Annotated in this window: 14 protein-coding genes; 9 read left to right on the top strand and 5 right to left on the bottom strand. The window is 63.8% G+C overall.

Annotation, left to right across the window (positions count from 1 at the left end; genetic code table 11):
• The first annotated feature begins 1 nt into the window (after position 1).
• On the top strand, positions 2-1,384 hold the full coding sequence (gene hflX / locus SO156_RS00685; RefSeq protein ID WP_498533510.1) for a GTPase HflX: 1,383 nt from the start codon (positions 2-4) through the stop codon (positions 1,382-1,384).
• Positions 1,385-1,526: 142 nt separating this feature from the next.
• Here hflX and mazG read toward each other — a convergent pair whose 3' ends face one another.
• On the bottom strand, positions 1,527-2,378 hold the full coding sequence (mazG, locus tag SO156_RS00680) for a nucleoside triphosphate pyrophosphohydrolase (RefSeq protein ID WP_498533509.1): 852 nt from the start codon (positions 2,376-2,378) through the stop codon (positions 1,527-1,529).
• A 125-nt stretch (positions 2,379-2,503) separates the two neighbouring features.
• Between mazG and queC the strand changes: the two genes are divergently transcribed.
• Positions 2,504-3,217 (top strand): 7-cyano-7-deazaguanine synthase QueC, encoded by a 714-nt coding sequence (gene queC / locus SO156_RS00675; protein ID WP_458145866.1) that lies wholly within the window; start codon positions 2,504-2,506, stop codon positions 3,215-3,217.
• Positions 3,218-3,352: 135 nt separating this feature from the next.
• On the opposite strand, the gene SO156_RS00670 is transcribed toward queC, so the two are convergent.
• Genes SO156_RS00670 through nthA form a run of 3 tightly spaced genes read right to left on the bottom strand, consistent with a single transcriptional unit; the run spans position 3,353 to position 5,015 of the window.
• Positions 3,353-3,733: a nitrile hydratase accessory protein gene (locus tag SO156_RS00670; RefSeq protein WP_498533508.1), complete on the bottom strand. Its 381-nt coding sequence runs from the start codon at positions 3,731-3,733 to the stop codon at positions 3,353-3,355.
• Positions 3,730-4,389: a nitrile hydratase subunit beta gene (nthB, locus tag SO156_RS00665; RefSeq protein ID WP_498533507.1), complete on the bottom strand. Its 660-nt coding sequence runs from the start codon at positions 4,387-4,389 to the stop codon at positions 3,730-3,732. Before nthB ends, SO156_RS00670 begins: the two co-directional genes overlap by 4 nt.
• The gene (gene nthA / locus SO156_RS00660) at positions 4,386-5,015 is read right to left on the bottom strand and encodes a nitrile hydratase subunit alpha (RefSeq protein WP_498533825.1); all 630 of its coding nucleotides are present in this window, start codon (positions 5,013-5,015) and stop codon (positions 4,386-4,388) included. The genes nthB and nthA overlap by 4 nt, the downstream gene beginning before the upstream one ends.
• 205 nt (positions 5,016-5,220) lie before the next feature.
• Between nthA and SO156_RS00655 the strand changes: the two genes are divergently transcribed.
• The 4 genes from SO156_RS00655 to SO156_RS00640 all read left to right on the top strand — a co-directional run bounded on the left by SO156_RS00655 (position 5,221) and on the right by SO156_RS00640 (position 9,494).
• Positions 5,221-6,726, top strand: a complete 1,506-nt coding sequence (locus SO156_RS00655) for a DASS family sodium-coupled anion symporter (protein WP_498533506.1) — start codon at positions 5,221-5,223, stop codon at positions 6,724-6,726.
• A 219-nt stretch (positions 6,727-6,945) separates the two neighbouring features.
• Entirely contained in the window at positions 6,946-8,067 is a 1,122-nt protein-coding gene (locus SO156_RS00650) for a methionine ABC transporter ATP-binding protein (RefSeq protein ID WP_498533505.1), read from the top strand.
• Entirely contained in the window at positions 8,057-8,722 is a 666-nt protein-coding gene (locus tag SO156_RS00645) for a methionine ABC transporter permease (protein ID WP_498533504.1), read from the top strand. The genes SO156_RS00650 and SO156_RS00645 overlap by 11 nt, the downstream gene beginning before the upstream one ends.
• A 97-nt stretch (positions 8,723-8,819) precedes the next feature.
• Positions 8,820-9,494, top strand: coding sequence for an HAD family hydrolase (locus SO156_RS00640; RefSeq protein ID WP_458145859.1), 675 nt, complete (start codon positions 8,820-8,822; stop codon positions 9,492-9,494).
• A gap of 5 nt (positions 9,495-9,499) precedes the next feature.
• Here SO156_RS00640 and SO156_RS00635 read toward each other — a convergent pair whose 3' ends face one another.
• Entirely contained in the window at positions 9,500-10,483 is a 984-nt protein-coding gene (locus SO156_RS00635; protein WP_498533503.1) for a LysR family transcriptional regulator, read from the bottom strand.
• 117 nt (positions 10,484-10,600) lie between these two features.
• Between SO156_RS00635 and SO156_RS00630 the strand changes: the two genes are divergently transcribed.
• From SO156_RS00630 to SO156_RS00620, 3 genes are all read left to right on the top strand, one after another.
• Entirely contained in the window at positions 10,601-11,539 is a 939-nt protein-coding gene (locus tag SO156_RS00630) for an MBL fold metallo-hydrolase (RefSeq protein ID WP_498533502.1), read from the top strand.
• Between the two features lie 89 nt (positions 11,540-11,628).
• Complete coding sequence (locus tag SO156_RS00625; RefSeq protein ID WP_498533501.1) at positions 11,629-12,456, top strand: hypothetical protein; 828 nt, start codon at positions 11,629-11,631, stop codon at positions 12,454-12,456.
• Positions 12,457-12,595: 139 nt separating this feature from the next.
• Positions 12,596-13,162 carry a hypothetical protein gene (locus tag SO156_RS00620; RefSeq protein WP_458145855.1) on the top strand — a complete coding sequence of 189 codons (567 nt, stop codon included), beginning with the start codon at positions 12,596-12,598 and terminating at the stop codon, positions 13,160-13,162.
• The last annotated feature ends 19 nt before the right edge of the window (positions 13,163-13,181 follow it).

The following is a 13,181-nucleotide window of genomic DNA, read 5'->3' as shown; positions in this document are numbered from 1 at the left end:
ATTGGAACCCCGGAATTTCGACGGGGGCGCTGACCGTCCGCGGTCGGCTGAGGCTGGACAGACAGGGCGGGTGATCGTCATCGGCCCCTATATGCGTGTGCGCGCCGGCGGAGCCGATGCGCAATCGGAAAGCCATGTCCTGCGCGATGCCGAGGCGCGGCTCGAAGAGGCCGCAGGCCTTGCACACGCCATCGACCTCGAGATCGCAGATAGCCTGGTCGCGCCGATTGGCCAGATTCGCCCCGCGACCTATCTCGGCAAGGGCAAGGTCGAGGAGATCACCGGGCTGATCAAGAGCCTCGAAGTCGAGCTCGTGGTGATGGATTGTGCGCTCTCGCCGATCCAGCAGCGCAATCTCGAGAAGGCCTGGAACGCCAAGGTGCTCGATCGCACCGGCCTGATCCTGGAAATCTTCGGCCGCCGCGCCAAGACGAAGGAGGGCGCGCTCCAGGTCGAGCTTGCACATCTCAACTATCAGCGCTCGCGCCTGGTGCGCTCCTGGACCCATCTCGAACGCCAACGCGGCGGCTTCGGCTTCATGGGCGGTCCGGGCGAGACGCAGATCGAGGCCGACCGGCGACTGATCTCCGAGCGAATCTCGCGGCTCGAGAATGAATTGAAGAAGGTGCAGGCGACACGGCGCTTGCACCGCGCCGGCCGGCAGCGCGTACCGTATCGCGTCGTCGCGCTGGTCGGCTACACCAATGCCGGCAAGTCGACGCTGTTCAACCGCCTGACCCGCGCCGACGTGCAGGCCGCCGACATGCTTTTCGCAACCCTTGATCCGACCTTGCGCGCGCTCAGCCTGCCGCATGGTGGCAAGGCGATGCTGTCGGACACCGTCGGCTTCATCTCCAATCTCCCCACCCAGCTCGTGGCGGCCTTCCGTGCCACGCTGGAGGAGGTGCTGGAGGCCGACGTCATCCTGCATGTTCGCGACATTTCGCACGAGGACGCCGAGGCGCAGCAGAGCGACGTCGACGCCGTGCTGCGCCAGCTCGGCATCAATCCCGACGACTCCGGCCGCATCATCGAGGTCTGGAATAAAGTCGACCGGTTTGATTCCGAGCAACGCGAGGAGCTCGTGAACATCGCTGCGCGCAGGCCGTCGGATCATCCCGCGATGCTGGTCTCAGCCGTGTCAGGCGAGGGGATCGACGCACTGCTCACCGCGATCGAGGAACGGCTGGCAGCAAAACGCACCACGCTCGATCTCTCCATCGACGCCGCCGACGGCGCCGGCATCTCGTGGCTGCATCGCAATTCCGAGGTGCTGGCGAAAGAGCTGCACGACGGCCGCTTCGACATGACCGTGCGGGTGGACGAGACCAAGCGGGACATCGTGGTGAACCGCTTCGACGCCGTGCCGCATCACGCCGCGTAGGCATAATACCAAATGCGGGGTCGTCCTGGCGAAAGCCAGGACCCATTACCCCAGGAGGTGGTTTGAGCGCAGTACTGGCCGCCTCGATTCATCGATAGATTCCGCGGTATGGGTCCTGGCTTTCGCCAGGACGACGGTGGAGCTACCGGCGAACTTCCTTGCGCTTATCGTCCGCAGGCTTCTCCTCCGCCTTCGCCGCGTTCCACAGCGCGTCCATCTCCGCCAGCGAGGCCTGCGCGAGCGTGCGGCCCTGCGCCTCCAGCATACGCTCGATATAAGCAAAACGGCGTTCGAACTTCGCGTTGGTCGCGCGTAGCGCGGTTTCCGGATCGGCCTCGACGTGGCGGACGAGGTTGACGGCGGCGAACAGGAGATCGCCGGTTTCTTGAGTCAGCTCCTCTTTGTCGTTGCGGTCGAGCGCAGCTTCGATCTCGTCGGCTTCCTCGCGGATCTTCCTCAGCACCGCGCGCGGGTCGTTCCAGTCGAAGCCGACGGTGGAGGCCTTGCGCTGTAACGCCATCGCGCGCGTCAGCGCAGGCATGCCGGCCTTGACGCTGGACAGCAGCGATTTGTGGTTCGTCTCCTCCGGCGGCCGGCGCGCGGCGCGCTCGGCCTTCTCCTCGGCCTTGATGCGCTCCCACGCGCTCTTGACGCCGGCGGGCTGGATGTTGCCGTCCTTGTCGGCAAACACGTGCGGATGTCGGCGGATCATCTTTCGCGTGATCGCCTCGACCACGTCGCCGAATACAAACGCGTTCTCTTCCTCCGCCATGCGCGCGTGATAGACGACCTGGAGCAGGAGATCGCCGAGCTCCTCGCGGAGGTCGTCGAAATCGCCGCGCGCGATTGCGTCGGCGACCTCATAGGCCTCCTCGATCGTGTAGGGCGCAATCGTCGCAAAATTCTGCTCGAGGTCCCAGGGGCAGCCGGTGACAGGCGTGCGCAGCGTCGCCATGATCTCGATCAGGCGTGAAATGTCGCGGGAAGGGGTCATTGCGGGCCAATTCTCCTCAATGTCAGCTTTATGCCGCAAGCGGCCCGGCGTTCCCAGCACAACGCCGTGAAATGAGCCGATTTCCACCGATTGGCGGCGCCGGCACACGATGCTAAATCGCGCCCATGAGCGAACAATTTTCGTCCGAAACCGCCCTGGTGCTGTTCTCCGGCGGCCAGGATTCGACCACCTGCCTCGCCTGGGCACTGAGCCGCTTTGCGCGGGTGGAGACGCTCGGCTTCGACTATGGCCAGCGCCATGCCGTCGAGCTCGCCTGCCGCGAGCGTCTCGTCGATGGCCTGAAGTCCTTGCGCCCCGATTGGGCGGACAAGTTGGGTGAGAGCCACACGCTCTCGATCCCGACGCTGGCGGCAGTCTCAGAGACGGCGTTGACGCGCGACGTCGAGATCGCGATGGGCGCCGACGGTCTGCCCAACACGTTCGTGCCCGGCCGCAATCTGGTGTTCCTGACCTTTGCCGCCGCGCTCGCCTACCGGCGCGGCATCACCCATATCGTCGGCGGCATGTGTGAAACGGATTACTCGGGCTATCCCGATTGCCGCGACGAGACCATCCGCGCGATGCAGAACGCGCTCTCCCTCGGCATGGCGCGGGCATTCGAGCTGCATACGCCGCTGATGTGGATCGACAAGGCCGCGACCTGGCAGCTCGCGCATGAGCTCGGCGGCGACGGTCTCGTCGACCTCATCCGCGCGCAATCGCACACCTGCTATCTCGGGGAACGCGGCGCGCAGCACGACTGGGGCTATGGCTGCGGCGAGTGCCCGGCATGCAGCCTGCGCGCGAAGGGATGGGCGGAGTACGTGGCGCGACCGTAGCGACCCATCTTCCGATGTCATCACCCGCGAAAGCGGGTGATCCAGTATTCCAGAGACAGTGACGAATACGGAGAAGCCGCGGTGTACTGGATTCCCCGCTTTCGCGGGGAATGACGGCATTAAATGCGGTACGGCCTACCTCGAAAAATCCTCCGCCCTGAGCATGATCGGCTGACCATGCGGGGTGCGGTCGGCGGCGTGATCCCAGGCGTCGCGGTAGCGGTGCAGGGCTTCCGTGGAGGTGACGCCCTTGGTGGCGACGAGCCTTTCCAGTGTCGCCAGCCAGTGCAGATAATAGGTCTCGCCGGTGTCGGGATCGCCCGCCGCCTGCGCTCGCTTGATCTCCTCGGCGAGCGCTGCGGCCCATTCGCTCCAGGTGAAAACGCCGCGCTCGTGCAACGTCAGCGCCATCGCAAAGGCCTGCGCCTCCCACGGCGCACGGAACACCGGGCCACCGTCATCGCGGGGAATGCTTGGGACGGCTGCGGTCGCCTGCGCAGCAGCCGTGCTCATCACGCGGGGTCCAGATAGGGCTCGAACGCATCGATGGAAATCTTCGAGGTTGGATCGCCATCCGCGCCCCAGAGATCCCGCCCTTCGAACACCACCGTGTAGAGCCATTGCGGATTTTCGCCGAGCTCCATCGCGGCCGAATCCGGAAATACCTGGCAGCCATGGTTGCGCTCGACCACGCCGACATGGCCGCGCACATAGCGCGGCAGCCGGGTATGCGTCGCCGGATGGATGTTCTTCGCGCGCACCCGATCGCCGATCTCAAAGCGGGCCGGCGCCGGAGCAGGGCGGGCGAACTTGCCGCGCACCATGATCCGCTCGAGATCGTCGACCTTGAACTTGCCGTTCCTGAGCGGCTTTGCTGGGGTCACCGCACGGCCGGCCGCGACGTCCTCCTTTGCGATATAGCCCTTGTCGAGCAGCATCTCCTCGAGCCCCAAAAACCACTTCTGGTAATAAGAGCTCGAGAGATAGACGTGCGGCGCCAAGGTCTCGCGATAGAAGCGCGACGTGTCGATGTTGAAGGCCCCAGCGCCGCCCAGCGCGCGCACCATGGCCAGGACGCGGCCTTCCCAGTCCGCGTGGAAGGTCGGCTCGTTCGGCTCGGGCTCGACCTTTCCGAACCCGTCCATGCCGCCCATGTCGTGCACGCCGTTCATGACGGCGCTCCCGGCGTCTTCGGAAAGCCGGTGCCGATCATGGAATCGCGCGTCACGAGCTCAGCGAGCTGTGTTTCGCTCCAGCCTTCCGTGCCCTCGGGCCGCATCGGCAGCACCAGGAAGCGCGTTTCGGCGGTCGAGTCCCACACCCTGATTTCGGTGTCCTTCGGCACCGTCACGCCGAAGTCGGCGAGCACGCCGCGAGGATCCTTCACCGCACGCGAACGATAAGGCGAAGCCTTGTACCAGACTGGCGGCAGCCCCAGCATTTCCCAGGGGTAGCAGGAGCACAGCGTGCACACGACCATGTTGTGGCGCTCGGGCGTATTCTCGACCACGACCAGGTGATCGCCGACGCGGCTGACATGGCCGAGCGTGCCGATCGCCTTGCTGCCGTCCTCCATCAGGGCCTCTTTGAAAGCCGGATCAGTCCAGGCCTTGGCGACGACGCGCGCGCCGTTGTGCGGGCCGATCCTGGTCTCGAAGGCCTGGATGATCGCATCCAGCGCGGCCGGTTCGACGTAGCCCTTCTCAGTTAAAATGCTCTCCAGCGCACGCACGCGCAGCTCGGTTTCGGAGAGTTCCGAATGGTCGTGATCGTGGTGAAGGTCGTGCTCGCTGCTCATGGTCGGCAGGATAGGCGCACCGGTCCGCATCTGTCGAGACCCGGCGAACCGCCAATGCCGCCACGTGTTTGTGACATCGCCGGCCGGCTTGCCTCGCGCGGCCATTGCTCGCGTCTTAGACTATCCGTATACGGCCCTTCGGGGCGGCCGAACCTCGGTCAACGGGCCGGCACAATGCCACAGGAATTGAGGGGGAGTGCCCAAGATGGTTGACTCAACGCCGGTTGACTCGAAGGCGGTTGACGCAAAGGCGCCGGAGGCGAAGCGGTTTCGCTGGAAACTGTTCGCCCCGCTCGTGGTGTGGCTTGCGATCTATCTGTGGCCGGTCCCAGCGGGACTGAACGCCAATCAGTGGCACTATTTCGCGGTGTTCGCCGCCGTCATCACCGGCCTCATTCTGGAATCGATGCCGGTCGGCGCCGTCGGCCTGATCGGGCTGACGGTCGCCGGCATCAGCGGTTATATCGATCCCGATCCGACGAAGTCGCTGCGCTGGATGCTGGCGGGCTTCGCCGAGAGCACGGTCTGGCTGATCGTCGGTGCGTTCGTGTTCTCGATCGGCTATCGCAAGAGCCAGCTTGGCCGGCGAATTGCGCTCGTGCTGGTGCGCAGCCTCGGGCGCAACACGCTCGGCCTCGGCTATGCGGTCGCGATGTCGGATTTCCTGCTGGCGCCGGCAACGCCCTCGAACACGGCCCGCAGCGGCGGCATCGTCTATCCCATCATCAGCAACATCCCGCGCATCTACGGCTCCGAGCCCGGACCAACCGCCGGCAAGATCGGTACCTATGTAATGTGGACCGCGTTCGCGGCGACCGCCGTGACGAGCTCGCTGTTCTTCACCGCGCTTGCGCCAAATGCCGCCGCGCTCGCCATCGCCAAAAGGACCGTGGGCATCGACATAAGCTGGGCGCAGTGGTTCATCGGCTTTGCACCGCTCGGCATTCTTCTGATGCTGCTGGTGCCGCTCCTGAGCTATGCCATCTGCCGTCCCGAGGTGAAGCGGAGCCCCGAGATCTCCGAATGGGCCAGCGGGGAGCTGGCGACGATGGGGCCGATGTCGCGCCACGAATGGATCATGCTGGGCCTGATCGTGCTCGCGATGTTTCTGTGGATCACAGGCTCGACCCCCGACATCAGCCTGCCCATTCTCGGCTCGAACTTCATCAACGCCACGACGGTCGTGTTCATCGTGATTTCACTGATGCTGATCACCGGCGTCGTCGAGTTCAACGACATCGTCAGCGAGAAGAGCGCCTGGGAGGTGTTCTTCTATTTCACCTCGCTTCTGACGTTGGCCTCGGGTCTGAACGAAATCGGCTTCATCAAATGGTTCGCCAACGAATATGCCAAACCTCTTGCCGGGCTGTCGCCGTCGACAGCGATGATCATGCTGGTCGCGCTGTTCTTCTGGATTCACTATTTCTTCTCGAGCATCACCTCGCACGCAGCGGCGGTGCTGCCGGTGGTGCTCGCGGTCGGCTCCGGCATCGCCGGCCTTCCAGTGACGACGCTCGCGATGCTCTGCATGTATTCGCTGGGTCTGATGGGCGTGATCTCACCTTACGCCACGGGACCCGCGCCGATGTATTTCGGCAGCGGCTACATCGGCAAAGGCCAGTTCTGGAGCTTCGGCCTGATCTTCGGGCTGATCTATTTCGCCGGATTGCTCGTCATCGTGCTGCCGTGGTTGCAACTCCGCGGGGGCTAGGCGACGCCAAGAACGGATTTTCTCTTATCGAGCCGATTAGGGAAAGCTTTTGCCCAACACTGCCTGAATATCTGCGATTGCAAGACAGACAGGATCGGGCGATTGTGCGTGCTGCAATGCAACGCGCCGTTGGGCCTTTCCACTCGCCTGGCGCTTCCCAGCGCTGCCACTCGCGCGGCCGCTCGAGCCGGCGATGTCTTGCGAACGAGAGTTTTTCGAATGAATGCACACCAAGCGCTCGTGGTCGGGGAACCGATCGGGGCACCCGCAGCAATTTCGCCGGGCGATGCGCTCGACGCCATGGTCCGGTTTGAAGGCATCTCCAAGATCTATCCGGCCTATCGCGACAAGCCCGGCGTCAATGCCTTGCAGAACATCGACTTCGCCATCGCACGCGGATCGATCACCGGCGTGATCGGCCGGTCCGGCGCGGGCAAGTCGAGCCTGGTGCGCCTGATCAACGGGCTGGAGAAGCCGACCACCGGCCGCGTCGTGGTCGATGGCCGCGACATCTCCGCGCTCGCCGGAGGGAACTTGCGGCTCGCGCAGCGCTCGATCGGGATGATCTTCCAGCACTTCAACCTGCTGTCGTCGCGCACGGCCGCCGACAACATCGCGCTGCCGCTGGAAATCGCCGGCTGGCCGAAGACCGAGATCAGGGCGCGTGTTGCCGAGCTGCTCGCGCTCGTCGGCATCGATGACAAGGCCGACCGTTATCCCTCGGAGCTCTCCGGCGGCCAGAAGCAGCGTGTCGGCATTGCGCGGGCGCTCGCTACGCGTCCCAATGTGCTGCTGTCGGATGAGGCGACCTCGGCACTCGATCCGCAGACCACGCGCGCGATCCTCGATTTGCTGGCCAATATCAATCGCGAGCTTGGCGTGACCATCGTGCTGATCACGCATGAGATGTCCGTGGTGCGGCAGCTCGCGAAGGAGGTGGTGGTGATCGACGCCGGCCGCATCGTCGAGCGCGGCCACGTCGCCGACATCTTCACCAATCCCCAGCATCCCATCACGCAATCCTTCATCGCGGAAGTCGTGGGCGACAGCCTGCCGGTGTCGCTGGCCTCGCGCCTCTCGGCGCAGCCGGTTGCGGGCGGGCAGGCCGTGATCCGCGTCCAGGTGCGCAGCACGGGTGCAGGTGACACGCTCGTCGCGCGGCTCGCGCGCGAAGTTGGCATCGACGTGGCGCTGCTCGCCGCGCGCATCGACGAGATCGGCGGCCAGCATGTCGGCTCGCTGACGGTCGGGATTCCCGACGGGGAGGGCGCGGCACAGCAGGTGCTGGCCTGGCTCGCGCAACACCAATTCGCTTCGGAGCGCCTCGGCCATGTCGCCTGAAATGATCAATCTCATCGTCCAGGCCACAGGCGAGAGTCTGTTCATGGTCTCGATCGCCGCGCTGCTCGGCACCGTCTTCGGCCTGCCGATTGGCGTGTTTCTGGCAACCAGCCGCAAGGGCGAGCTGTTTGCCGCGCCCGCGGTCAATGCCGTGCTCGGCATGATCGTGAACGCGACGCGCTCGACGCCCTTCATCATTCTGGTGGTCGCGATCATCCCGTTCACGCGTCTCGTCGCGGGCACGTCGATCGGATCGACGGCGGCGATCGTACCGCTGACGATCGCCTCCACCCCCTTCATCGCACGGCTCGTCGAAGCCGCGATCCGCGAGGTCGATGCCGGCCTGATCGAGACGGCATCCTCGTTCGGAGCATCGCCGCTCCAGATCGTGTTCAAGGTGCTGATCCCCGAGGCGCTGCCCGGCCTCGTCCTCGCTCTCACGCTCGCGATCGTCAGCCTGCTCGGCTACTCCGCGATAGTCGGCGCGGTCGGGGGAGGTGGGCTCGGCGATCTCGGCATCCGCTATGGCTACCAGCGCTTCATGCCGGAGATGATGCTCGCCGTCGTGGTCGTGCTGATCGCGCTTGTGCAGGCGGTCCAGTCCGCGGGCGACTATCTGGCGCGGCGGGTCAATCGCCGGCTGCGGCATCGCTGACGCCGAAAGGAACAAGCCTTTGTCTTGATCGTATGCTTCCATGTCCGCGGCGGAGGCGAGGGCGCCTCGGTCCGCGGCATTCTGACGGAGAACTTGCATGCGCATCGAACCGGTCTTCCTGTTTGACCTCGACGGCACGCTGGTCGACAGCGTCTATCAGCACGTTCTCGCCTGGAAGCATGCGCTCGATGCCGAGGGCATCGAGCTCTCGGTCTGGCGAATCCATCGCAAGATCGGCATGAGCGGTGGTCTCTTCACCAACCAGCTCCTGCGCGAGATCGGCGTCGAGATCAGCGAGGAGCGCATCGACCGGCTGCGCCGCGCGCACGCGGCGTCCTACCAGCAGCAGGCCGGCCAGATCCGTCCGCTGCCGGGCGCACGCGAATTGCTGCAATGGCTGTCGGAGGCGAAGATCCCGTGGGCGATCGCCACCAGCGGCCGGATGGAGACCGCGGCCGTGAATCTCGCCTCGCTCGGCGTCGATCCCGCCCGCACGCCCGTGGTGACGCGCGACCAGGTCAAATACGCAAAGCCCGATCCCGATTTGTTTCTCGCCGCAGCCGCGCGGCTGAACGCGCCGATCGAGACGGCGGTCGTGGTCGGCGACAGCGTCTGGGACATGATGGCGGCGGTCCGCTGCCGCGCACTTGGCGTCGGCCTCTTGAGCGGCGGCTACGGGCCGGACGAGCTGCGCCAATCCGGCGCCTTCCGCGTCTATGACGATCCCGCCGACATGCTGCGCCGGATCGACGAAGTCGGCGGCCGGCGCTAGGCCGGTCACGAGGAGAGGGTGGGTGGCGCTTTCTTCCTGGTTCTTGCCCGACCTGGGATCATTGCCGTCGCCTGTCGAAGTTCCTTCGCGCCTTTGGGCCTCTCTTGGCCCTTCCTCAGATCAGCGAATTCTTGCGTGAGCAGGTCTACGACGGTTCTGACTTTGGGGAGATCCGCCATGCGCTTGTGGCAGATGATAGCGAGTTCTGCGCGGAGCGAGGCTGGAAGCTCGAGCTTGAGCTCGACGAGTTCGCCCGGTCGCCTGAGTCGATGGGACGTCTTCAGAAGGATCATCGCGCCGACGCCGGCCTGGCAGGCCGCGACCTGTACGCTGTAATCGTCAGACGTGAAAGCGGGGCGAAAGTCCGCGATCCTGGCCGCCAGCTCCGGATTCGGGCTCGTCATCTCACGCTCTCCCGCCCATGCGATCCAGTCGAGGTCGCGGAAATCGTATTTCGCGGGCAGTCTGCGTGCGTAGTCCTTGCTCGCATACGCGCCGATCGGAACGACAACTTCATCAACCGTGATCAGATCAGGATCATCGGACGGATGTCTCCTGAGCGCGATGTCCGCCTCGCCGAGCGAGAGATTCAAGCGTTGCGTGCTGGCCAGAACTTCGAGCGTGATTTGTGGATGCTTTCTCTTGAGCTTCTCCGCGATCGGCGCCAGGAAATCGAAAGCGAACGAGGGGGCCGCCGTGATGCGCACGCGGCCGCTCACGGGCGAGTTCTTCGCATCGAGTGAGCGATTGGCTTCGGTCGCCCATTGCGCCATGCCTTGCGCGGCGGGAAGCAGCCTCGTACCTGCTTTTGTCAAGGCGATGCCCTGGCTCTTGCGGACGAAAAGCGGCTCGCCGAGCCCGTACTCCATCTCTGCGATTCTGCGGCTCAAAGTGGGTTGGCTGACTTTGAGGCGTCGCGCGGCGCCACTCAGGCTCCCGGCGTCGCAAATGGCCAGAAAAATGCGGAGGTCATCCCATTGCAGGTCCACGTTCGCTCCTCAGGCTCAGCCGGGGCTATCCAGTTATGTATGGCGACATAGGAACTTAGGCGATTGCTATTCTACCGGTCCAGGGCAAAAGCGGCAGCAGAAACGAGGAAAACAATCATGCTCCGCAAATCAGGACTCCTTTTCATTGGCGCCCTTTCCATTGTCGCGCTTTCCGCATGCGCGCAGACATCCCATCCAACGCAGCATGCCGGTCTCGGCAAGCCTGTCAGCTCGTCGGCCATGGAAGCGCTGATTGAGAAGCCGGGCCCCATCGAGGTTGAGACGATTGCCAGCGCGGATTGGGTCGCCGATCTATCGGGGCTGCTCAATCTGAAGGACCCCCAAGCCGTGCAGGCAGGGCTCACCGATCACGAGGAGCCGATCCAGATCTACACCCATCTTGTGAAACATCCGACCGAAGGATTCTACATGGTCGACACCGGTGTTTCGAAGCGGTTTGTCGAGGACCCCAAGAGCTTGGGGGTCGGATGGGTGGTGCGGAACTTCGCAAAGCTCGACAAGATGCAAGTCCGGCAAGACCCATTGTCGATCATCAAATCTGAAGGGGCTCCCCTTAAAGGGGTGCTCATGACCCATCTTCATCTCGATCATATCTCCGGGATGCCGGACATTCCGAACGATGTGCCGTTCTATACAGGTCCCGGAGAGGCTGGGGAGAAGAAGTTCGAGAACGTCTTCGTCGAGGGGATGGAAAACGCCTTCTTTGAGGGCCGGCCAGCCATTCAGGAATTTCAGTTTACCAAGGATCCGGACGGGACTTTCAAAGGGGTGATCGATGTCTTCGGTGACGGCTCGTTGTTCGCAATCCTGACTCCCGGACACACGGCCGGGCATGTCTCCTATCTCGCCCGCACGCCGACAGGTCCGGTGCTCCTCACTGGCGACGCTTGCCACACGCGCTGGGGCTGGGAGCACGGCGTCGAACCTGGGAGTTTTACATTCGACCGGGAAGAGGAACGGAAGAGCTTGCTTGCGTTGAGGGCCCTGAGTGAACGTCACCCGAAGATGATCGTGAAGTTGGGTCATCAGCCCTAACGCTGCGAGGCCAGCGTCTTCTCCGCCGATGAACCTTCCCGCGGAATCCGGGCACAAAGGGAGACAGCTCTTACCTCCGCGGGACCCTCATGAAATGGCTTAGCCTCGTCTGCCTGCTCGTACTCGCCACCAACGCGCGTGCGGCTTCTCCAGAGCAGCACTACCTTGATCTGCGTGATCGCTACATCGCAAAATTCGCCAAGGCTCCCGAAAACGACGAAACCAGCAAGCAGCACGACGCAGCAATCAAGGAGCTGTCTGAGGTGCTGCGCGGCCTTATCGGGCCTGTGACGATCAAGGGGCTTCCTGCCGAGGCAACCTCCAACGTCGATACGCTGTACAAGGACGACATCGGCTTCGGCCATCTCGACGGGCTCGTTTTCAGGAACGAAGGCGACAAGACGAACGTCGTGGTGACGACCACGGGGCTGCTCAAGCACTGGCTCGGCGATCACCGCAAAGACAACATGCCGCAGGAGGTCGACGCCGCTTTCAAATCGGAAGAGTTCTACTATGCTGCGATCCAGGACTCCGCCTTCGCCAAATATGCGGAACTGCCGATCGCCAAGCCTGCAGCGGCGAGCGTCGCGGTGGCCGTGCTGGGTTTGCGGGGCAATGGCGACATCAAGGGGCCGCCCAGCGAAATCGACGTGGTCGTGATCCAGGGCGAGAATGTCTTTTTCGTCGCCGTCCGCGACGCCGTGAAGACCGCAGAGGTCCCGACCTGCGAACAGGTCTGGAAACAGATGATGGCAAAGCCCGTCGACAAGAAGGACCCGCGGGGCGATATGACCCGCGAGGACCACGCGATGGCCGCGCTCACCCAGTGCTTCGCAAAGGCGGCGCCCAGCCAGAGTTGGTTCACGAACGCCGTCAAGAAGGCGCAGAGCGAGATCGACCTGCTGCCGCCGCGCTAAAGCGCTTCAGCGGACCTCACCAGAGGTCCGAGTTGGGCCCAGGAACGGACATCGCGAGCCTTGCAATCGCCGCCAAGGCAGCGACACTCGAGAGGAGCGACACTCGAGCGCACAGATTCACGCGACAAGGGCCGCATGTATGTTCTTCCTCACTGGTGCTAGTGGTTCTGGCAAGAGCGCAAGCCTGCCGGGATTGCGAGCAACCCTGCCAGAGATAGATTGGCGGGACTTCGATGAATTTGGCGTGCCTTCACCCTGTCCGCCAGAATGGCGACCACTCACGACCGAGCGCTGGATTCAGGTGGCGGTCGAAAATAAGCAACGTGGCAAAGATACGGGTATCGTTGGTGGCGCCATCATGGGGGAAATACTGGCTTGCCCGTCAGCGTCCCACATTGGAGAAATTCGCGTCGCGCTCCTCGATTGCCACGATGTAGTGCGTTTGGACCGCCTTCGGAAGCGTGGAACACATGGAGCGACACAAGATATGCTGTCATGGGCGGCGTGGCAGCGCGTGCACGCCGTCGATCCCCAGTGGCGGCAGGATGTGATATGCGGCCGACAACTCGATACGATGCGGTGGGAGCGCTGGGTCAATTGGCAACGCGGCGACCCGCGATGGCGTGTGCATGTTCTCGACTCGACCAATCTTACGATCGATCAGGTCGTTGACCAAATTATTGCTTGGGTTCGGGCGAGCCATTAGATCCGCCGCGGCTTACGCG

The sequence above is a fragment of the Bradyrhizobium sp. UFLA05-125 genome, assembly GCF_059803515.1.
The sequence above is the reverse complement of the archived record's forward strand: the minus strand, read 5'-3'. Positions and strand labels throughout refer to the sequence as shown.